Here is a 19,863-nt window from a genome sequence, read left to right on the forward strand (position 1 = left end):
CGGTCATATGTCTGCTTTTTGTGCAAAAAAATGATATAGCTTATTTTCCTGATAAGTGATGCCAAAGAGTTTTAAAAAGCGTATTTGCATCAATAGGTTTGGTAATATAGCCATTCATTCCACAGGCTAGTGCCTTTTTAACGTCATCGTCATGGGCGTTCGCCGATAGCCCTATTATGGGTAAATCAATTAACTCTAAATCACGACGAATTACTTTTGTTGCTTTGAGTCCATCCATTTTTGGCATTTGAATATCCATAAGCACAATGTCGTAGCTATTTTCGGCTAGCTTTTCTATGGCTTCAAAACCATCGTTAGCAATGTCGGCAATACAGCCTTTCGTTTTTAAAATAGCATTAGCAACATGCTGATTAAGTGGATTATCTTCTACTAAAAGTAATTTATAGCCTGTAAATGATAATGTACTTACGTCTATTTCGTTGTATTGCTGCTGAATTTGCTCTGCCTTTGGTAAAGGCGATATTAGCGGCAAACTAAATGTAAATGTAGAGCCTTTACCTTCATAACTAACTAAATCAATTGCACCACCCATTAACTCAACTAGTTTTCTGCAAATACTTAATCCTAAGCCTGTACCACCATATTGGCGTGAGGTTGAGCTATCAGCTTGCGCAAACGGTTTAAACAATTGTTTTTGTGCTTCGCTACTAATACCAATACCCGTATCGTTAATACTAAAATAAGTCATTTTTTTCGATTGCCAAATTTTCAGAGTGATTTCACCTTCCCCTGTAAATTTAACCGCATTATTGAGCAGGTTCAGCAGCACTTGTTTTAAGCGGATTGGATCGGTATTAATGACCAAATTTGATGTTTTATCAAAATCGAGACTTAACTTTATTGATTTAATATCAGCCTCAAATTGAAGTAAATTAAGCATTTCATCAGCTAAACTCGCTACATTAATAGGCTCTTGCATTAAGTCTAGCTTGCCTGCTTCCATTTTTGAAAAGTCGAGCACATCGTTTAATACCCTCAGTAAAACACCAAGTGCCCCATCTGCTTGCTCTATGTAACTTCTAGCTTGTTGCCAATCGTTTTGCTGGAGCGCTAAATAATGCAGCCCTTTTATACCGTTAATAGGGGTGCGAACTTCGTGGCTCATGTTTGCTAAAAACTGCCCCTTTATATGACTCGCTTCATCTGCTTTTTGTTTTTCTTTGCGTAGTGTATGTGTTTGCTTGGCCACTTGTTCGCGAATTTGTATGTTTGTACCAGTAACTGAAATCAAAAATGTAATCAGTAACCACACAAACAACATACCTACTATTTGTGCAAGCCAATATACTAACCAAGACGTTCTAACTATTGGCTCATATAACTCAACCTGCCACATGCGTTTGCCAATCAACAATTGATATTCTTTAAATAGCGCTTGCGAATTAGCGGTATCTGCAATATAAATTGCCTGCTTTTTCCCTGATACCGTTGTATCAAAAAAACTAGCTGAAATTGAGTTGTTGTGATCAAATAATAGTGTTTGCGATAAGCGTTTCAGACTGACTATCGCTGCCACAAAGCCTTGAAAATCATCTTCGGTAGAGGACTCTCTAAAAACAGGATATAAAAAAAGCACACCGTGTTCGGCTGTATTTTGGACCAAGTTAATTGGCTCACTTAGTGCAAGTTCATTAAGCTCTTTCGCTTTGCTAAGCGCTGCACCTCTTACTTTACTAGAAGCTAAATCAAACCCTAAAACATCTTCATTACCTTTTAAGGGATATACGTACTTTACTGGAAAGTAATTACTACGCGTACCTGCTGGTTGCCAAGCTCCATCCAGTGACTTTTCTTTTATATATAGAGGTTTGCCTGTGGCTGGATTTTCATGTGTTTCAAAATCTGCGAGTTTATTTGCTGGTATATAAGGTATCCATTCAAAAGCCAGAATTTCTTGGCTGTAGCCCAACTGCTTTGAAGTAAATTGTTTAAACTCTTTAAAATCCACGTCACTACTACTAGCAAAATATGTAGCTAATAAGCCTAAATGAGCAGTAATACCATCGAGCTTTTGGCTTATAGCATTTTGCACAGAAAGTATTTTGGCTTCTTGCTTTTGAATATCTTTTTCTTTTTTAACACTAGCAGCGCCATAAAAACTAACGCTGATCAGTATGTAAATTAATAGCGAGGGTAAAATTACCAGCATACGGTGGCGTACTTGTGTGTAATTAAAAGCGGCGAGTACTAAAGGTGTAAATATAAGTACGCCAATACTGTCGCCAATCCACCATGCTATAAAGTTATCAAAAATAGCATTGGTCGGAATCACATTATTCAATGCTAATAAACTTGTTCCTACACCTGCAGCAATAACACAACATATTGGCCCCGCTACTATTAAGCTTTGAACACTGTGTTTTAAAGAAGATAAATCCAACGGCGCTTTTATAACATTCACTATAATTTGTCGGCCAATCCAAGCCTGTAAAACAGAGGCTAAAGTAATGCCTATAGCTTGTAAAAGCACAATAAAATGAAAAATATCTACGGTGCGTTCAAGGTGAATTAAGTTAGTACAAAAAGCCCCAATAATAAGGCCAATAAATGACTTACGTCCCCAAATTAAAAAGCTCGCTAAAGCAATTCCTGAGGGCGGCCAGGAGGCGACCGCATAGCCATCTACAGAAAGAAGTGAGTTGCTAAAGTATCCTGTAAAGAAGTAAGCACAAGCCAAGCTAAGGGTTAATATTAAAAACTTTCTCAAAGCTTGTGCTCCTGAACTACAAAAAATGCTAAGTAGTTATAGTGTAGTCATTTATTGATATAAAACGAGCGCCTTTTCTGCCTGTGCACTATTTTTATAACTCAACACAGCTTGTTCAGAGAACTGTTTTTTATTTTCACTATTCAGTGCTTTATCAAAAATTCTAGCTGCTAAGTCATAATCACCCTTAGCATTAGCAAGGCAAGCTAGCGCAAGTAATAGTGAATTATTTGAATCATCCTTCTTAAGCCGTTCTTGAATGCTTATTTGCAACTTAGCTGCATCGGCTGCTGTTGCTTTACTTAATATATTGGCAAGCTCTAAGTGTTGCTCATTGTGCTTAACCATTTTAATTAAGTCACTTTCAATAACAGCCAATTGACCTGCTTGCGCCATTTGCATTAAAAATGCGGTGTGGGCATGAGCTTGCAGCTTTTTAGGCAGCTGTTTATATTTTTCACTCAGCTTGTCTGCATCCAACGCACTAAAATAAGCACTAAATAACTGCGTCCACTGTGCATCAGTAAGTGCTTTTTTGCGCAGTAAACGCGGCAAAAAGTCTTCCAGCGCACTAAAGTGTTGTTGCTGTACTAATGCTTCTGCATAAAGTTTTAACTCAAGTGCGGTGGCTTTTTTAGCTTCTGCGCTAATACGCATTTGTGATTCAATCGCGCTACTATCGCCACTTGCCAACCATAGCTTTGCTACTTTTAATTGATGCTCTGGGCTTATTTCAAATAAACGCTCAAGTGCTTTATCTGTTTGATTATTAGCAAGCGCTGCTTTTGCAAGTAATGCTAAGCGAATATCTTCAAACTTATCTGGTACGCTATTACCCGATAAAGCCTGTTCTACGTGCTCGTAATCATCATTAATAGCACTCCAAAGAGCCTGCTCAATAGCTGCTTGTTTGCGCTCTTGGCTACGTGCAAAAAAGCCATGCTTAGTATTATGATAAATCGATAATAAATAACGAATTAACTTATATGTTAAATATAAAACAACAGAGGTAATGACTGCCATTATACAAAAAGATACTATCGTGCCTTCTATCGTCGTATTGTTAAATGAAATAAGTACATAACCTTTTTCATCTAGAACGAATGGAGTAACCGCTAGTACAACAACAATAGCTACAATTAAAATAATTAGCCCTATCATTGCGCCCACTCCTTAACCTTTTGTGTACTGTTTAAGGTTACTTTTGGATTAAAGTTAAGCTGCTCTTTTTCAAGTTTAGACAACGCTTTAAGTACCGTTTTAGTTGTATCATCGTCTTGCTTAAAGTACTCACCAACTAAACGTTTTGCTTCACTTAAGGCGCTAAAGAAAATACTCGCCTGCTTACTCATAAGTGCATCTTGTGCCTGAGTTATATTAAGCTTGATTCGTTGATTTATTAAATGGCGCTCTTGATCCGTAAGTAATGGCTCAATGGAAACACCCTCGTGCTGACGAATAGTAATAAAGCTATCCACAATTTTATTCCAGCTATTACTCAAGTTTTGCTGCCAATCACTCACATCACCACTTAAAGCATTTTCATCTATTGCAGCTGCTTCTTCTGGTAAATTAACTGCATTAAAAACTAAGTCGTCAATACTGCTTAGTACACTGTTTAGCTGTAAATAAATAGCCTCTGTTGCAACAGGTTTAAGGCTATCAAGTGTTTGTATATCTTGCATAATCGCTTGGCGAACTTCAACTGTTCCTGGATGCTCACTAAGTAATCCATCTAAGCGCTTTAAAACAGCACTAGTGCCTTGGTAGTCTTTTTCAGCCCATAGTTTAAACTCAGCCATACGCTGTAAGCTGGTTACTTCTTGCGGGTTTAACGATGAGCCTTGTTGCTGCGCCTTTTGCAAAGCCGCTTTTAGTTCTTGCTGATTTTGAACTGCACTTTCATTTAGGGCTGCGGCAACTTTTTCTTCACTATTAAACAGCGCTTGTTGCAAATTAGATTGCGCCGATTTAAGTGCTTGCAGCTCCTGGGTGAGTAACTTATTTTGCTCGCTTAACTCATTAACGGCTAGGTTTTGCGCCTTACCAGCATTTAATTTTTGATAAAACTCGTATCCAACACCAGAGGCCACAATTAACGAAATAAGAAGCGCAAGTACTGCAACCTTACTTATTTTTTGTTTACTTTTGTCTGCCGTATTTTTTGTAGCTGTAGGCTCTTGCTTAGTTGATTTAGCAGAGGTCGTGTTAGCTATTGTTGGTGTGGCTTTTTCTGCCGTTACTGGCTTTGACTGTTCGCTCATGTTGCTACCTTGCTGATTTATGCAGGTAAACATAGCATTATCGCTAGCCCCTGCTGCAATGTGTATATTAGCCGAACTTACCTGTTGCAGCTTTAAATAAGCGGCTATACGCTCGCTAGCAACATAAAATCGGCACTGTTGTAACCATTGTAGTTGGTCTGCAGTAAGGCTTTTAAATATAGCATCAACTGCTGCATTACTTGTTATGACTATACCGTGTACATTCTGGCTTTTCCAGTGGTCTGTCCAGTTAGAGGTGATACTCTCTGTCGGTTCACGTTTGTACACAACACAATTATTCAAAAAAGCACCGCGCTCTTTGAGCGTTTTAGCTAACTCAGGGCGGCCACCTTGGCCCTTAACTAATACTATATTACAGCCATCCACCTCGGCGAGTGATTTAAGCGCAAGTAACCCTTCTGAATCATACTGCTTTGGTACTGCTGCGCGCACACCAAATTGCTCATATATAACATCGGCTGTTTGTTGTCCAACCGCATAAAACTGCGCTTTGGTATTTATATCTGGTTTTAATTGCGAAAGTGCACTGACTGCATCTTGCGATATAAATATTATTTTATCTGCATTTAATAGCGGACTAAGCTCAGTGCTGGAGGGTGTTAAATGCGTTATTTTTAATACCGGAAATAAAGACGCCTGATAACCCGCTTGCTCAAGTTGCTGTGCAAGGGCTGCGCCTTTTCCTTCGGGCCGAGTTATCAGAATATGTGTCATTTATGCGTCTCTATAAACTTCAACTAATATTTTGTCTGCACCTTGAGCTAGTAATTTTTTAGCAAGCTCAATACCTAGTTTTTCTGCGTCATTTACATGGCCTGTTACTTCGTCACGTAAAATTTCGCTGCCATCAACAGCACCAACTAAACCACGTAAATGCACTTGTTCGCCATCAACCAATGCATAAGCACCAATAGGAACTTGGCAACCACCTTCTAAATAGCGATTCATCGAACGCTCTGCGTTTACGCGAATACGTGTTTGTGTATGCTCAAGTGGTGCAAGTAATGCTTTGGTTACTTCATCATCAATACGACATTCAATACCTACAGCGCCTTGACCATTTGCTGGTAATGACACTTCTGGCTCAATGTAGTCAGCAATACGCGACTCCATTTCTAAACGAATAAGCCCTGCAGCCGCTAAAATAATAGCATCATATTGGCCGTCATCTAATTTACCTAAACGCGTATTTACATTGCCGCGTAAATCACGAATATCTAAATCAGGGCGAAGTGCCTTAATTTGGCACTGGCGGCGTAGGCTCGAAGTACCAACAATAGCGCCTTGTGGTAGCTCACTTAAATTAGCAAAATTGTTTGATACAAACGCATCGCGTGGATCCTCACGCTCACAAATAGTATGCAGTGCTAGCCCTTGAGGAAACTCTACTGGCACATCTTTCATAGAATGTACGGCAATGTCAGCTCGGCCATCTAACATTGCTTGCTCTAGTTCTTTAACAAATAAGCCTTTACCGCCAATTTTAGCCAATGGCGTATCTAAAATTATATCCCCTTGCGTCGACATTGGGACTAATTCTACGCGCACATCTGCATGAAAACGCTCAAGCTCTGCTTTTACAAATTCGGCCTGCCAAAGTGCTAGAGCGCTTTTGCGCGTTGCGATGCGTACTAATTTTGTTTTTTCTGTCATAGGGGTATCCAATTAATTACTGCGTTTAGCCAGTTTTAGTCAGCTAAAATTCTAAATTCTTTTTGGGCAATTAAATTACCTTGCTCATCAACTACATCAACACGCCAATGACCTGTTTGTGTGTTCATTATATTTTTTGTTGAGTACGTTCTGTAACGAGGCGAAGTAACATTAAGTGTAATTTCAGCCATCGTTTCACCTTCAAACGACCAAACATGCTTAACTTGCTGGCCTTGAAGGTTTTTAATCTCGCTAAAAAACGATAACCCTTCCTCAAACTGGCTTAACCTAATATCAGCAGCAAACACATTAGTAGGCTCACGCTTACTTACTTTACGAGTAAGTACCGCGCGACTAATTTTACCCGTGTCTATTTGCGCCCCCAATGCCACACTTGCCACATGTGCTGTAGAGGAAAAACCTTCAGTGCCACTCAATGCGCCATCATCACTTTCTAACTCTAAAAGTAAGTCACTTTGACTTGCAGGCTCAGTTACGTTTTGGGCTTCTGCGGTTTCTTCTTGCACATCATTATCAAGGTTTGAGTTTAACTCTGTATTAATACTTTCGCTTTGATCAGTAACAATATCGTTGTTAGCCAACAAAGCCGGGGGATTATTTACAAGGTCTACTTCGGCAGGTGTATTACTTGAAATGCTTAGTTGAGTCTCATTTTGCTCAGCTAACAAAGGTTCAATACTCGCTTGAGTTACCTCTACAGACTCAGCAGGGGTATTGTTTCCTGATGATTGAGGCTCAACATCCATTACCTCATCGCTTGTTTGGTTTTCAGCGTTACTGCTGAAATTTAAGAATTGTTCCTGCTCATTTGGGTGCTCACCTTGCTCTGCATTAACAGAGGTGGTTAAGCCATAAACAACTGCTGCAGAGGTCATTAATACCAACATAGCAATACTCACAATACGACGCCAATTCCACTCGTAGCTTACCGTTGGTACGCTCTGTTGTAATTCGCGTTTAACATTTGCTTTTATAACTATTTTTTGACTCATATTGACCTCAGCGGTTCCAAAATTAGCTTAAACGAGCAATTAACCATTGGCGAATAGCTTGCAATTCTTCTGCGCAAACTTGATGAGCCATTGGATATTCTTGCCAGCTTACATCCATGTTATGTGCTGTTAATACTTCAAACGCATTTCTACCCGCACTGTGCGGTACAACGTTATCTTGGCTACCATGAGCCATAAATACGTTTAAATCAGTATGTTTTGCTTCATCAGCAAATTTGTGTGGCACACACATATAAGTAGAAAGCGCCATAACACCCCCAAGCTTTTGCTCAAAGCGCGGCGCTAAATGCAAAGACACAACACCACCTTGAGAAAAACCAGCTAAAATTATTTTATTAGCAGGAATGCCATTAGCAATTTCTTTATTAATTAACTCTTCTACCTTTGCAGCAGAATCTCTTACGCCTTGTTCATCGGCACGCTTATCTAATTCTATAGACTTAATATCGTACCAAGAGCGCATTTCCATGCCACCATTTATGGTGACCGGTTGCACTGGCGCATGCGGAAAAATAAACCGTATACCAAGCTCGCTTGGTAAATTTAGCTGTGGGGCTACTGGCGCAAAACCATCCCCAGAGTCACCTAAACCATGTAACCAAATAACCGTTGCTTTATGTTCACTTTGGGCTGCATATTCTACAAATTCTAAACTCATAGTGATGATTGCCACTTAACTTCTTGGCCTGCTTGGCGAGTTGAGGCTTCATTTATAAACGCCCAAAATTCAGCGCCAGAGCGGTTATCAATCCATAACCCATCACGCATTTCAAAATGATGTCCGTTAAACTTAGTCGCAACCCATACTTGATGAAGAGGTGCTTGCTTATTGATCACTATTTTACTTTTATCAGGAAAAATAATTTCTAAAATACCTTGTGCCGATTCATAATCTAAATCAGCTTCGCAATCATCAACCTGCTCTTCAATAGTGAACATAAGAGCTTCGGCTAATTGGTGATATTCGTGTTCAGTCATTGTTATTTCCTTTGCAGGCGAGCCGCCTAATATTGGGTACGTTTTAGCTTTAAATTAGCTTTAAAAATGTGCAGCTAGTGTAACAGGAATAAAATCATCCGCGAATAGCTGCATTTTTTAGATATTCTGTTACTCTGCGATTATAAAGCCAGCAACCGTATTAATCTAATGAAAGCGACACATACCTTACAATTAAAAAGACTATTAATAAGCACTGTACTGTTAAGCGCCTTAGCTGGCTGCGGACAAAGCGGTCCGTTATATTTACCAGAGCAACAAACAGAGCAAAACCAACCTCAAAATACAGCTAAACCAGCCACTACCGCTGAGCAAGCTAAAGCATCGCAAAGTCAGGAGCAATAAATGGATTATTTTAACTACAAAAACAACCAATTATTTGCCGAAGACGTCAGCGTAGCAAGCATAGCGCAGCAATACGGCACGCCGTGTTATGTATACTCGCGTGCTACATTTGAGCGCCATTACTTAGCATTTGCTAACGCCACTAAAAATCATAAAAGCTTGGTATGTTACGCTGTAAAAGCAAACTCAAATATTGCCGTACTTAATATATTAGCGCGCTTAGGATCGGGTTTCGATATTGTATCTAAAGGTGAACTAGCGCGTGTAATTAAAGCGGGAGGCGATGCTTCTAAAGTGGTTTTTTCAGGCGTGGCTAAAACGTCTGACGAAATAGCTTACGCATTAAAACTGGGCATTAAATGTTTTAATGTAGAGTCGGCGTCTGAGCTTGAGCGTATTTCTGAAGTGGCTTGCGAGCTTAACCTAGAAGCGCCTATTTCTATTCGCGTAAACCCAGACATAGATGCAAAGACACATCCGTATATTTCTACCGGTTTAAAAGAAAATAAATTTGGTATTGATATTCAAACAGCAGTGAGTGTTTATCAACAAGCAGCGGCTTTACCTGGTTTAAAAGTAATTGGTGTCGATTGCCATATTGGCTCTCAATTAACGCAAGTTAGACCTTTTTTAGAAGCCCTTGATAAATTAATGGCGCTTATTGATGAGCTAAAAACTAACGGTATTGAGCTAACTCATTTAGATATTGGCGGCGGTTTAGGTGTGCCATACGACAACGAGCAACCACCACACCCAAGTGAATATGCAGCGCAAGTTACCGAACGCTTAGCTAACTACAAACATCTTGAACTTATTTTTGAACCAGGGCGCGCTATTGCAGCTAACGCAGGTATTTTGGTTACTCAAGTTGAATTTATCAAACAAAACCAAGACAAGTTTTTTGCAATTGTAGATGCAGGTATGAACGATATGCTTCGCCCTGCGCTTTATCAAGCGTGGCAAAAAATTATTCCGGTATCCGTTCGCGACGACGAAACACCTACTCACAACTTTGATATTGTGGGTCCGGTGTGCGAAACCGGCGACTTTTTAGGAAAAGACCGCGAACTAGTGCTTAAACAAGGCGATTTACTTGCACAACGAAGTGCGGGTGCATATGGCTTTACAATGAGCTCAAACTACAACTCGCGCCCGCGTGTTGCAGAAATTATGGTAGATGGTCAGCAGCATCACCTTATTCGTGAACGCGAAACTATTGAAAGCCTTTATCAAGGTGAGAAAGTTTTACCATAAACGTTTTTGTCTACTACCTGCTCTGTGGCATGATTAGCACAGAGCAAAACCGAATTAGAGCGCTATGTTAGTTAATTTTTCCAAAATGCACGGCTTAGGTAACGACTTTGTTGTGATTGATAACATTACACAAAATGTTTTTTTGTCGCGAGACCAAATCAAAAAACTGGCAGATCGCCACTTTGGCATTGGCTTTGACCAATTGCTGATGGTTGAAGCACCATATTCACCTGATCTCGACTTTCATTATCGAATTTTTAATGCCGATGGTACCGAAGTAGAACAATGCGGTAACGGCGCACGCTGTTTTGCCCGCTTTGTACGCATGAAAGGCCTTACTAACAAGCACAAAATTAGTGTATCGACTAAGTCGGGCAACTTAACGCTCTACATAGAAAAAGACGGTCAAGTAACTGTTAACATGGGCCATCCTAATTTTGAGCCAAGTAAAATTCCGTTAAAAGCCAGCAAACGCGAGCTTACTTATATTATTAGAACGCAAGAACACACTGTATTTAGTGGCGCGGTATCTATGGGTAACCCGCATTGCGTGCTAGAGGTTGACGACGTAACCACCGCGCAAGTTGATATATTGGGTCCATTACTTGAAAACCATGAACGCTTTCCCCAAAAAGCGAACATTGGCTTTATGCAGGTTGTATCGCAAGAACACATTAAGCTAAGAGTGTGGGAGCGCGGCGTTAACGAAACCCTAGCCTGTGGCACAGGTGCATGTGCAGCGATGGTGATTGGTCATATGCAAAATAAACTATCAACAACCGTTCAAGTAGATTTGCCGGGCGGTACTTTGCAAGTGCGCTGGAGTGGTGAAGGTCACCCGGTACGCATGACTGGTCCCGCAGAGCATGTTTTCGACGGACAAGTAGCACTATGAGCGAGCTAAGTACAGAGCAGATTATTAATTACTTACGGCAACATCCTGACTTTTTAGTTCATCACCCCGAGCTACTCGCACAACTTGAGCTGCAACAGCAAGCTCAAGGTGCAACGTCACTAGTACATATTCAGCAACGTCAATTACGCGAGCACAACACGCTTTTAAAAAGCCAAATAGATGCTATGAGCAAGCATGCAACGCAAAACGAGCTCGTATATCGTTTGTTTAGCCAATGTCATCGCCAGCTTTGGAATCATGACGACTTTGACACTCTTGCAAATAATCTACGCAATATAATCTGCTCAAGTGAAGATGTTAACGACTGCAAATTAGTAAAATATAATCCCGAGTACGACGAGCTTATTGCGCATCGCCTTACCCATTCTGGGCATTATTTAGGGCGAATTAATAAACAAGAGCGCGAACAATTATTTAGTGAAGATACACAATCCGTCGCTATTTATTTAATTGGCGACACCAAGCACCCTATCGCTATTTTGGCGTTTGGTAGCAATAACGTAAACCATTTTGAGCCCGCGCAAGATAACCTGTTTGTGCTCGACTTTATAAACGCATTACACCTGCGGTTACAAAAACTAGCATGAGTGACGATGCGCCTAATATTACCGCGCTAAGCGACCACTGGCGTTCACCCATAACGCTATTTAGCGATTATTTAAAGTTTGAAAAACAATATTCAGCGCACACAGTTAATCAATACGTAAGCCAACTTGGCTTTGCAGCCCTTTATTTTAGCAAACTATGTGATGACTGGTTTGGCGTACAAGGCGAACATATTCGCCGCTACAGCATGGCACTGCGATCAAAACAATTAAGTGGCCGTACAATTAGCTTAAAGCTCAGTTGTATTCGCAGCTTATATAAGTTTTTAAAAGCAAAAAATATTGCCGAGCAATCGCATTACCATAATCCGGCAATAGGTATAAAAGGCCCTAAGTTTGCAAAGCCCCTACCTAAGAATCTCGATGTAGATCAAATGGCACGCTTGCTCGAAATACCCGACGACGAACCTCTCGCAATTAGAGATAAAGCAATGATGGAGTTAATGTATTCTTCAGGGCTGCGTATAAGCGAGTTAGTTGGCGCTAACATGCAAGATATTAGCGCTGCCAATGGTGAAATTTTAGTGCGTGGTAAAGGTAATAAAGAGCGATTAATTCCGGTGGGCAAAAAAGCGTTAGACGCATTAAAAAAATGGCTCACAATACGCCCTCAGTTTGCAAAGCCCGATGAAATAGCAGTATTTTTAAGTAGCCAAAAAAACCGTATTTCGATTCGCCAAGTGCGCCTACGCATGCAAGAGTGGGGAATAAAACAAGGCATTAGCTCGCAGGTTCATCCGCATAAGCTGCGCCACTCGTTTGCGTCACATATTTTAGAATCATCTGGTGATTTACGCGCCGTGCAAGAGTTACTAGGGCACAGCAGTTTGTCGGCTACACAAGTGTATACGCATTTAGATTTTCAACATTTAGCCAAGGTGTACGACAACACTCACCCTCGTGCAAAAAAACGAACTGATTAGGTAAATAAAAATGATCCGATTTAATCGTGCTATTAAGCCATTTTCTGTCATGAGCTTTGATTTAGACGACACTCTTTACAACAATCACCCCATTATAAAAGCAGCGGTTAAAGCGCAGCAAAATTATTTAAACGCGCTCCCGAGCTACTTAGCCCAAGGCCCAAAATACTGGCAACAATGCCGCAATGAGGCCGTATTAAAGTTACCTGAACTTGCTGATAACGTCACTAAATGGCGCCAACATACACTGCGCTTAGCCCTCTCTAAACTAGATTTGAACGAGCAAGAGGTAGAGCATCATGCCGATGCTGCCTACAACGCCTTTGCCGATGCGCGCAGTAAAATAGTGGTAACCGACGACGTACTAAAGCTGCTAGATAACTTAGCCCAGCACTTTACGCTGGTTGCTATAACTAATGGTAATGTTGAAATTGAACGCTTTAACTTACACAATAAATTTGAACTCGTGTTACAAGCCGGCATGCATGGTAAAGCAAAACCTCACAGCACCTTATTTGATAAAGCCGCCGAGCACTTAAACGTTGCTAAAAGTGAAATTTTACACATTGGCGATAGCCTTGATACAGACGTACAAGGCGCAAATAATGCCGGTTGCCAATCGGTATGGTTAAACGATCAAGGCGCCAATTATGCTTATAAAGGGCTGGCTGATATTGAAATAGCCAATATTCATGCCTTAACGCACTTTATTAAATAATACCAATTGCATCAAATAAGAGGTCACAATGAGCCACTATACCAAGCTAATTACCTTGCTATTAATTGGCTCACTTAGCCTTAACGCTTATTTATTGTGGCCGCAGCCCGCGCCAACCAAAGTACAAAAAACGCAAGGTGCTGAAAAAAGCATATCGCCTAAACAACAAAATACGCTATTAAATACGGCAAAGCAGCAGTTTAAAAAACACCAATTTGAAGCCGCACTTAGTAGCTATCAACAACTCAAAAACAGCAATCCAGAAATCGCAAAAAACCTTTATTCATCGTGGCTAGTGCAGCTTAAAATATGGCTAAATAGCAATTTATTACTCAGCGAATCATTTCTCAATGCGCTATTAAATAACAGCCCTTATAACGTAGAGTTACTTAATTTACAGGTTGAGTATTTAATAAATAGCGAGCAAACACAAAACGCCATTATTGCTTTATTTGAGCTTAATTCATTACTGCCTGCTGATCAGCAAATTAATGCAAATACACTTTTAAATACGCTCACTCAAAACGAATTACACACATTAACTGAGCAACAAAATTGGCAAGCTATTATTGAGCAAACACAAATTTGGCTTGATTATAAAAGCGATAACGCGCAGTTTTTATATCCGCTTGCGTACGCCTACTTTCAGCAAGGCGATTTAATTAGTGCACAAGCAACCCTTGATCGAATGCCAAACCAGCACAATCTAAAAAGCCAAGTGCAAACACTGCAAGCGATGATCAATAAAGCACAATCGCAAGACGACTTCGTTGCTTTAACGCCTTACGGCGCGCATTACTTAATAAACACCGAAATAAATAACAATCTATCGACCGAACTAATGATTGATACAGGCGCAAGCGTAACCTCACTACCTACAAATATTATTAAGCAAATTTCGCCAAGACCTTTGTATTTAGGCGATGTAACGGTAAATACAGCGAATGGTCAAATTGTTGTAAAGCGTTATCAAATTGAATCGTTTAAAGTGGGCTCGCAAATTATTTATGGTTTTGAAGTGCTAAGCATTGAAAACACCCGTGGGCAAGGTTTGCTAGGAATGAACTTTTTATCGCGATTTAAATTCAATATAAATCAGCAAACAGATGAGCTAGAGTTGAGCGCTAAATAATTAAAAACCCAAAGGTAACACATGACACTAAATAACTATTTAAAAGCACTTGCTGAAAACCCAAAAAGCATTCAATTTACCGATACAATGGCCGTGATAGAAGCAAATTACGACTTTACTGCATGTGGCTTTAATAACCATGGATTACTTAGCGCTGCGAGTGAGAACAACGGCTCGTGTAAAATTTTTGCGTTTGCTAAATTAAACGATTTAAGTAAACAAAATACGTTGGATTGTTTTGGTAAGTTTTACCGAGAAGACGTTCTGCAAAACCCTAAAGGGGATGATCACATGAACATTCGCACGTTTATGTTAGCACCAGAGGCAACACCTTTTTTAGGTATTACCTTTGAAGGCGAGCCACTAAAAGCAAAATAGCCAGCAAAAATTAAAGTGGTTTTTCCATAAAGTAACGCGTACCTGAGCGTGGGTAATTATTAAGTTGATACTTAACACTATAACCGCGCTTTTCATAAAAGGGTTTTGCTTGAAAATCAAGTGTATCAAGCTGAGCAGTTGTAGCACCTAGCTCAATAGCTGCTTGTTCAAGTGCCGTTAGCAGTTTATCTGCAAGCCCTTTACCTCGCGCACTATAGCTACACCAAAGCCAACTAATCATCAGCCAGTTTCCAAACACACACCCACTAATACCGGCAACAAGCTCGCCCTGCTCATCAGTAAATTTATAGCCTAATGGCAGCCTTTGCGCATCAAAATGCTCGGCGTTAAATTCAACTATTTTACTACGTAGTATAGAGCTTAATGCGTCGGAGTGATCTGCTTGTAATTGGTACATATTGCGCTTCTTAAAAAGCGAATATTAGCAAACTCATACCATCAATACAGATTATTTTTACCATAAGGTACTTCAAGCATATTGCTGCTGGTTTTTTCTGGCTGACCGCACATTTCGTCGTAAGCGCTTGTTTGCCTTAACATCATCTGTGCGTACGCTATTTTTTCAAAACGTTTTTGTACATGCAGTGGGCTGAGTGCTCTTAAAAACTCACCGCTGTCTTCTGTTACATAATATTCAACGTTATTAATCATCACTGATACTTGATAAAGCGCCATATCTAACGAGTGAACAATAACTTTTTGTAGCGGTTCGTGCTTTTTTAACTGTGAAAATTTAATACCCATCTTGGCTACCTTTTTATATTTAACCTGAGTTCTGGTTATTTAACATTATCGATACGCAGCTTTGCTATAATCACGATCAAATTTTTATTAGCCGCTGGCGTCACACGTTATGAGCACAAAAATCCGACTCGCTAAATATATTGCCCATGCAGGTATTTGTTCTCGTAAACAGGCATCGCGTTTAATTGATGAAGGTGTAGTGACTGTAAATAATCGCCCAGCGAATCATATAGATCACGTTGATGAGCAAGACACAATAATAGTGAACGAAAAAGAAATTAAAGGTGCTGCCGATTTAGTTTATTTTGCGTACCACAAACCAGTAGGTATTGACTGCAAATTAAATATTGATGACCCAGCCAGCCTTATTCACCATTTGCCCACACTCACCCGCGTTTACCCTATTGGTCGATTAGATAAAGACTCTCGCGGTTTGCTTATTTTGACCAACGATGGGGATTTTTGTAATCAACTAATACATCCTGACTTCCACCAGCCTAAACATTATTTAGTCACCGTAAATAAGCCTTTAGACGATGGTTTTTGTAAAAAAATGGCAGCAGGCGTACCCGTTGATAAACACATAACCCTGCCTTGTGAGGTAAATAAAATAGCCAGCAATCAGTTTAGTATTGTTTTAAAACAAGGGCTAAACAGACAAATACGTAAAATGGCGCATTACTGCGGATACAAAGTAATTGACTTATTTAGAGTGCAATTTAGTGACCTCACCCTTTCAAAGCTAAACCTACCTGAAAACCAATATATACAAATTAATAAAACCGATATTTCAAAAATCTAATACCAAGTCACTTAACTACATCTCAAAAAGTTAAAAATAAACTTGAAAAAATAGATTACAGGTGTAGTCTTAAATTAAAGATTACACTTGTAGGCAATAAAATGATTGAATTATCAAAAGCAGAGTTTGACGTGCTCGACGCACTTTGGATTAACTACCCCGCCACCGCGAGCCAAATAATTGAGCGCTTAAGCGACGATAAACAATGGCACGAAAAAACCATCAAAACCCTGCTAGGTCGACTAGTAAAAAAAGGCGCACTTACATTTGAAAAAGAAGGTCGCCAATATATTTATACTCCCTGTATGGAGCGCGCCGACTACACCTTAAAAGAAAGCCAAAACTTTATTGAGCGATTTTTTAGTGGGCGTATTGCGCCACTTGTGAGTGGCTTTGCTAAATCGGAGCAGCTTTCTCAGCAAGATATAAACGAGCTTAAAAAAGTTATAGATGACTGGGAAAAAAACCAAAAGTAAGGGATTAACATGGTTATTCAAACTGGTTTTAATTGGTTAATTGAGCAGCAATTACTATTAAGCATTTTGTTTTGTGGTTTTATTTTACTCGAGCGATTTGCTTTAAAAGCCCTTGGCTCGCGGTTTGTATATAAATTAGCATGGCTATTACCTGCGGCATTGGTGATTGCTAATTTACCAAACGCAATTAAACCACTGCAAAACAGTAATATTAGTCACTACTTAATCACCCCCAACCAATCTTTTACAAACGAGGTAGGTATTAGCTGGGCGCTCATGTATGTACTTATTACCGCAGGGTTATTAATAGCTAGCTTTATTACGCACACCCGCTTTGTTAAAAGCCTGCAGTTAACTGAGTTAACACAATTTGAAGGCACTCTTACCGCTGATGTTAAAACTTATACCAGCCAACATGTAGCCACGCCAATGGTGGTCGGTATTTTAAACAGCAAGCTGGTGCTACCGAGTAACTACAATACCCAGTTTGATAAAGCCACATTAGCGCTTATTTTAGAGCACGAAAACGTACACATAAAACGCAAAGACAACCTAACAAACGCACTTATATTACTACCTACTATTTTACTTTGGTTTAACCCACTAGCTTGGTTTTGTTACGCAAGCATGCGCCGACTACAAGAGTTGACTTGTGATGAACGGGTACTTGCCAATAAAACCACACAACAACATATTTTATATAGCAAAGCCTTAATAAACTGCGCGGCAAATGCGCCCACAGGACTTATGGCTTATTCACACTACGGAGATAAAAAAACCATGTTACAACGACTAATTAATATAAAACACAGCGGGGAGCGTTCAAAGTTTGCTAAAGGTGGCTTATTGCTTGTAGCAGCAAGTATGCTAAGCGGATTAGCGATTGCAAAGCAACCAGAAGCAATGACTAAAGAGGATCACATTTCACCAACAATACGCATTGAACCTGCTTACCCAATACAAGCAGCTCAACAAGGGATCAGCGGCTCTGTTGTATTAAAATACGATATTGCAGCAAACGGTAAAACAAAAAACATTAGTGTTATTCAATCTAAACCTAAAGATATTTTTGATAAATCAGCGAAAGAGGCGCTAGCAAAATGGAAATATAAAGCATCAGATTCAGGTTTTGAAGATGTACTTGTGCAACTAGATTTTGCGATTAATAGTGAAGTGGCGCCTACCGATTTAATTGAGCGAATTAAAGTATCGCATTAACGCCACGAGTTGTTCAAGACTACAAAGCAAGCGCCCTTTTAGGCTGCTTGCTTTGTGGTTTTAAAATATAAACCTACAAACTCACCACAATCATGGCAATGGCTGTACCCAAACCAATAAACCACACTAATGAGCGAATTATATCTAGGTTCATATAGTAAAATACGCAATACAAAATACGCGACACAATATGCGTAACCGCTAGCGTTTCGGTCACTGCACCTACAGAGTTAGTGCCCAGTACAACTGCAATAGCGACAGCAAAAACAGCAAGCGATTCAAAACAGTTTTGATGAGCAGCGAGCGCCCGTGCACCAAAGCCGGTTAATTTTGTTTGTTGCGCCCTTGGGTGTTTATTGTCGTATCGACCTAATTTTGCCATTGCTATAGCAACCGGCACTTTTGCAAAATAAGGCATTAATACCGCAAGTAATGCACATACAACTAATGTTGTCATAATTTATCCTTTTGATGTTTCGGATAATTTAGCATAAGCGTAATAAAAAAGCCGCCAGATACGTTTTATGACAAACTCTGGCGGCTAACAATAACATCAGACCTACTATAGCTAAATTTATCCTCAAACTCATGCGACATAATATCGCAGATGATGAATATTCAACATCATAGTTAATGCATCGCTTTACTTCACAAAGCTTGTTAACTTTACTGCCTTACATTTTAACGATGACGACCATGACCTGGATATTTTTCACTTTTTTAGCCGCCTTCATGCAAGCATGGCGTAATGCCCTGCAAAGTAAATTAAGTAACGATGTGAGTGTGGCTGGCGTAACACTCTCTCGCTTTATTATCGCAGGTCCTATTGCTGGCGTGTATTTATATGGTTTGTATCAATATCAAGATACAGCCATGCCTACGTTTAATAATGCCTTTTGGGGATTTATTGTAGGCGCAAGTGTGATGCAAATACTTGCCACTGGTTTAATGGTTAAGTTATTTAAAATGAATAATTACTCCGTAGGTGCTGGTCTTGCCAAAAGCGAGGCGTTAGTAGCAGCCATTTTAGGTGTATTATTTTTTGGCTCGGCACTTTCTTTGCTCGGTTGGCTTGGTGTGTTTTTTGGCGCTATTGCCGTATTGCTACTCAGTGGCATAACAAGCGTTAAACACTTTAATGCTAAAACAGCATTACTAGGACTGGCTTGTGGTACTTGCTTTGCACTTACATCGCTGTGGGTACGAGAAGCGAGCTTAAATTCAGGATTATTATTTCCTCACTCAGCAGCTTGGGTTTTGCTGTTTGTAATTAGCTTACAAACACTAATACTACTGGGCTATTTATTATTAAAAGAGCCGCAAACACTTAGTAAACTGTGGCAATACAAAGGTACTACAGCCGCAATTAGTGTTTTTAGTTGTGTCGGTTCTATTGGCTGGTTTAGTGCAATGAGCTTACAGCACGTTGCTTACGTTAAAACACTTGGACAGGTTGAAGTGTTTTTTACCATGCTAATTGCCGTTCTTTGGTTAAAGCAGCCACTTAAGAAACAAGATACTGCTGGCTTAATACTCATAGCCATTGCCGCTGTTTTGGTTATGTTGCCGAATTAAGGGCATAAAAAAGCGCAGGCTTTTATACCTGCGCTGTTATAATTTTTATAGCTTTAAGAA

The 19,863-nt window shown here is 39.9% G+C and carries 22 protein-coding genes; 12 read left to right on the top strand and 10 right to left on the bottom strand.

What is annotated here, in order from left to right; translation table 11 throughout:
- Positions 1–40: 40 nt before the first annotated feature.
- Genes H5157_RS12990 through cyaY form a run of 7 tightly spaced genes read right to left on the bottom strand, consistent with a single transcriptional unit; the run spans position 41 to position 8,678 of the window.
- Positions 41–2,728: a CHASE domain-containing protein gene (locus H5157_RS12990; protein ID WP_182724822.1), complete on the bottom strand. Its 2,688-nt coding sequence runs from the start codon at positions 2,726–2,728 to the stop codon at positions 41–43.
- A gap of 51 nt (positions 2,729–2,779) precedes the next feature.
- The gene (locus H5157_RS12995) at positions 2,780–3,889 is read right to left on the bottom strand and encodes a heme biosynthesis HemY N-terminal domain-containing protein (RefSeq protein ID WP_182724823.1); all 1,110 of its coding nucleotides are present in this window, start codon (positions 3,887–3,889) and stop codon (positions 2,780–2,782) included.
- On the bottom strand, positions 3,886–5,727 hold the full coding sequence (locus tag H5157_RS13000) for a uroporphyrinogen-III synthase (protein WP_182693358.1): 1,842 nt from the start codon (positions 5,725–5,727) through the stop codon (positions 3,886–3,888). Before H5157_RS13000 ends, H5157_RS12995 begins: the two co-directional genes overlap by 4 nt.
- The gene (hemC, locus tag H5157_RS13005; RefSeq protein WP_182693357.1) at positions 5,728–6,666 is read right to left on the bottom strand and encodes a hydroxymethylbilane synthase; all 939 of its coding nucleotides are present in this window, start codon (positions 6,664–6,666) and stop codon (positions 5,728–5,730) included. It abuts the gene before it with no gap.
- 35 nt (positions 6,667–6,701) lie between these two features.
- Positions 6,702–7,679, bottom strand: coding sequence for a DUF2914 domain-containing protein (locus H5157_RS13010; protein WP_024594616.1), 978 nt, complete (start codon positions 7,677–7,679; stop codon positions 6,702–6,704).
- A 22-nt stretch (positions 7,680–7,701) separates the two neighbouring features.
- Entirely contained in the window at positions 7,702–8,358 is a 657-nt protein-coding gene (locus H5157_RS13015; RefSeq protein WP_002960978.1) for an alpha/beta hydrolase, read from the bottom strand.
- Positions 8,355–8,678, bottom strand: coding sequence for an iron donor protein CyaY (gene cyaY, locus H5157_RS13020; protein ID WP_002960979.1), 324 nt, complete (start codon positions 8,676–8,678; stop codon positions 8,355–8,357). Before cyaY ends, H5157_RS13015 begins: the two co-directional genes overlap by 4 nt.
- 168 nt (positions 8,679–8,846) lie before the next feature.
- Between cyaY and H5157_RS13025 the strand changes: the two genes are divergently transcribed.
- The 8 genes from H5157_RS13025 (at position 8,847) to H5157_RS13060 (ending at position 14,967) form a co-directional block, all read left to right on the top strand.
- Positions 8,847–9,041 (top strand): LPS translocon maturation chaperone LptM, encoded by a 195-nt coding sequence (locus H5157_RS13025; protein WP_024594615.1) that lies wholly within the window; start codon positions 8,847–8,849, stop codon positions 9,039–9,041.
- Entirely contained in the window at positions 9,042–10,295 is a 1,254-nt protein-coding gene (gene lysA, locus H5157_RS13030) for a diaminopimelate decarboxylase (protein ID WP_182724824.1), read from the top strand.
- Positions 10,296–10,359: 64 nt separating this feature from the next.
- Positions 10,360–11,190, top strand: coding sequence for a diaminopimelate epimerase (gene dapF / locus H5157_RS13035; protein WP_002960987.1), 831 nt, complete (start codon positions 10,360–10,362; stop codon positions 11,188–11,190).
- Positions 11,187–11,798, top strand: a complete 612-nt coding sequence (locus H5157_RS13040) for a DUF484 family protein (RefSeq protein ID WP_182724825.1) — start codon at positions 11,187–11,189, stop codon at positions 11,796–11,798. Before dapF ends, H5157_RS13040 begins: the two co-directional genes overlap by 4 nt.
- Positions 11,795–12,739 carry a tyrosine recombinase XerC gene (locus H5157_RS13045; RefSeq protein WP_182712533.1) on the top strand — a complete coding sequence of 315 codons (945 nt, stop codon included), beginning with the start codon at positions 11,795–11,797 and terminating at the stop codon, positions 12,737–12,739. The genes H5157_RS13040 and H5157_RS13045 overlap by 4 nt, the downstream gene beginning before the upstream one ends.
- Positions 12,740–12,749: 10 nt before the next feature.
- Positions 12,750–13,457, top strand: a complete 708-nt coding sequence (locus tag H5157_RS13050) for an HAD-IA family hydrolase (RefSeq protein WP_182724826.1) — start codon at positions 12,750–12,752, stop codon at positions 13,455–13,457.
- A gap of 28 nt (positions 13,458–13,485) precedes the next feature.
- On the top strand, positions 13,486–14,589 hold the full coding sequence (locus H5157_RS13055; RefSeq protein ID WP_182724827.1) for a retroviral-like aspartic protease family protein: 1,104 nt from the start codon (positions 13,486–13,488) through the stop codon (positions 14,587–14,589).
- A 21-nt stretch (positions 14,590–14,610) separates the two neighbouring features.
- Positions 14,611–14,967 carry a HopJ type III effector protein gene (locus H5157_RS13060; RefSeq protein WP_002960998.1) on the top strand — a complete coding sequence of 119 codons (357 nt, stop codon included), beginning with the start codon at positions 14,611–14,613 and terminating at the stop codon, positions 14,965–14,967.
- Between the two features lie 10 nt (positions 14,968–14,977).
- Here H5157_RS13060 and H5157_RS13065 read toward each other — a convergent pair whose 3' ends face one another.
- Both H5157_RS13065 and H5157_RS13070 read right to left on the bottom strand, forming a co-directional pair.
- Positions 14,978–15,385, bottom strand: coding sequence for a GNAT family N-acetyltransferase (locus H5157_RS13065; protein WP_182724828.1), 408 nt, complete (start codon positions 15,383–15,385; stop codon positions 14,978–14,980).
- A gap of 41 nt (positions 15,386–15,426) precedes the next feature.
- Complete coding sequence (locus H5157_RS13070; RefSeq protein ID WP_182692772.1) at positions 15,427–15,732, bottom strand: DUF6482 family protein; 306 nt, start codon at positions 15,730–15,732, stop codon at positions 15,427–15,429.
- A gap of 109 nt (positions 15,733–15,841) precedes the next feature.
- Between H5157_RS13070 and H5157_RS13075 the strand changes: the two genes are divergently transcribed.
- The 3 genes from H5157_RS13075 (at position 15,842) to H5157_RS13085 (ending at position 18,228) form a co-directional block, all read left to right on the top strand.
- Positions 15,842–16,534, top strand: coding sequence for a pseudouridine synthase (locus H5157_RS13075; protein WP_024594609.1), 693 nt, complete (start codon positions 15,842–15,844; stop codon positions 16,532–16,534).
- Positions 16,535–16,635: 101 nt separating this feature from the next.
- Entirely contained in the window at positions 16,636–17,010 is a 375-nt protein-coding gene (locus H5157_RS13080) for a BlaI/MecI/CopY family transcriptional regulator (protein ID WP_007377323.1), read from the top strand.
- Between the two features lie 9 nt (positions 17,011–17,019).
- Complete coding sequence (locus H5157_RS13085; protein ID WP_182724829.1) at positions 17,020–18,228, top strand: TonB family protein; 1,209 nt, start codon at positions 17,020–17,022, stop codon at positions 18,226–18,228.
- Between the two features lie 73 nt (positions 18,229–18,301).
- Here H5157_RS13085 and H5157_RS13090 read toward each other — a convergent pair whose 3' ends face one another.
- Positions 18,302–18,685: an MAPEG family protein gene (locus H5157_RS13090; protein WP_024605945.1), complete on the bottom strand. Its 384-nt coding sequence runs from the start codon at positions 18,683–18,685 to the stop codon at positions 18,302–18,304.
- 239 nt (positions 18,686–18,924) lie between these two features.
- Here H5157_RS13090 and H5157_RS13095 point away from each other — a divergent pair, with 239 nt between their 5' ends.
- Positions 18,925–19,803 (top strand): EamA family transporter, encoded by an 879-nt coding sequence (locus tag H5157_RS13095; RefSeq protein ID WP_404936461.1) that lies wholly within the window; start codon positions 18,925–18,927, stop codon positions 19,801–19,803.
- Positions 19,804–19,863 lie beyond the last annotated feature (60 nt).

Source organism: Pseudoalteromonas sp. SG43-3 (assembly GCF_014164385.1).
Classification (GTDB): Bacteria; Pseudomonadota; Gammaproteobacteria; order Enterobacterales; family Alteromonadaceae; genus Pseudoalteromonas; species Pseudoalteromonas distincta.

Bases quoted from the DNA above. Each gene is read 5' to 3' on its own strand.
- H5157_RS13040 (WP_182724825.1), top strand. From the start codon at position 11,187: ATGAGCGAGCTAAGTACAGAGCAGATTATTAATTACTTACGGCAACAT.
- H5157_RS13085 (WP_182724829.1), top strand. From the start codon at position 17,020: ATGGTTATTCAAACTGGTTTTAATTGGTTAATTGAGCAGCAATTACTA.
- H5157_RS13050 (WP_182724826.1), top strand. From the start codon at position 12,750: ATGATCCGATTTAATCGTGCTATTAAGCCATTTTCTGTCATGAGCTTT.
- cyaY (WP_002960979.1), bottom strand. From the start codon at position 8,678: ATGACTGAACACGAATATCACCAATTAGCCGAAGCTCTTATGTTCACT.
- dapF (WP_002960987.1), top strand. From the start codon at position 10,360: ATGTTAGTTAATTTTTCCAAAATGCACGGCTTAGGTAACGACTTTGTT.
- H5157_RS13010 (WP_024594616.1), bottom strand. From the start codon at position 7,679: ATGAGTCAAAAAATAGTTATAAAAGCAAATGTTAAACGCGAATTACAA.
- H5157_RS13095 (WP_404936461.1), top strand. From the start codon at position 18,925: ATGACCTGGATATTTTTCACTTTTTTAGCCGCCTTCATGCAAGCATGG.
- H5157_RS13045 (WP_182712533.1), top strand. From the start codon at position 11,795: ATGAGTGACGATGCGCCTAATATTACCGCGCTAAGCGACCACTGGCGT.
- H5157_RS13025 (WP_024594615.1), top strand. From the start codon at position 8,847: ATGAAAGCGACACATACCTTACAATTAAAAAGACTATTAATAAGCACT.
- H5157_RS13075 (WP_024594609.1), top strand. From the start codon at position 15,842: ATGAGCACAAAAATCCGACTCGCTAAATATATTGCCCATGCAGGTATT.
- H5157_RS13090 (WP_024605945.1), bottom strand. From the start codon at position 18,685: ATGACAACATTAGTTGTATGTGCATTACTTGCGGTATTAATGCCTTAT.
- hemC (WP_182693357.1), bottom strand. From the start codon at position 6,666: ATGACAGAAAAAACAAAATTAGTACGCATCGCAACGCGCAAAAGCGCT.
- H5157_RS12995 (WP_182724823.1), bottom strand. From the start codon at position 3,889: ATGATAGGGCTAATTATTTTAATTGTAGCTATTGTTGTTGTACTAGCG.
- H5157_RS13055 (WP_182724827.1), top strand. From the start codon at position 13,486: ATGAGCCACTATACCAAGCTAATTACCTTGCTATTAATTGGCTCACTT.
- H5157_RS13070 (WP_182692772.1), bottom strand. From the start codon at position 15,732: ATGGGTATTAAATTTTCACAGTTAAAAAAGCACGAACCGCTACAAAAA.
- H5157_RS13065 (WP_182724828.1), bottom strand. From the start codon at position 15,385: ATGTACCAATTACAAGCAGATCACTCCGACGCATTAAGCTCTATACTA.
- H5157_RS13060 (WP_002960998.1), top strand. From the start codon at position 14,611: ATGACACTAAATAACTATTTAAAAGCACTTGCTGAAAACCCAAAAAGC.
- H5157_RS13000 (WP_182693358.1), bottom strand. From the start codon at position 5,727: ATGACACATATTCTGATAACTCGGCCCGAAGGAAAAGGCGCAGCCCTT.
- H5157_RS13015 (WP_002960978.1), bottom strand. From the start codon at position 8,358: ATGAGTTTAGAATTTGTAGAATATGCAGCCCAAAGTGAACATAAAGCA.
- lysA (WP_182724824.1), top strand. From the start codon at position 9,042: ATGGATTATTTTAACTACAAAAACAACCAATTATTTGCCGAAGACGTC.
- H5157_RS13080 (WP_007377323.1), top strand. From the start codon at position 16,636: ATGATTGAATTATCAAAAGCAGAGTTTGACGTGCTCGACGCACTTTGG.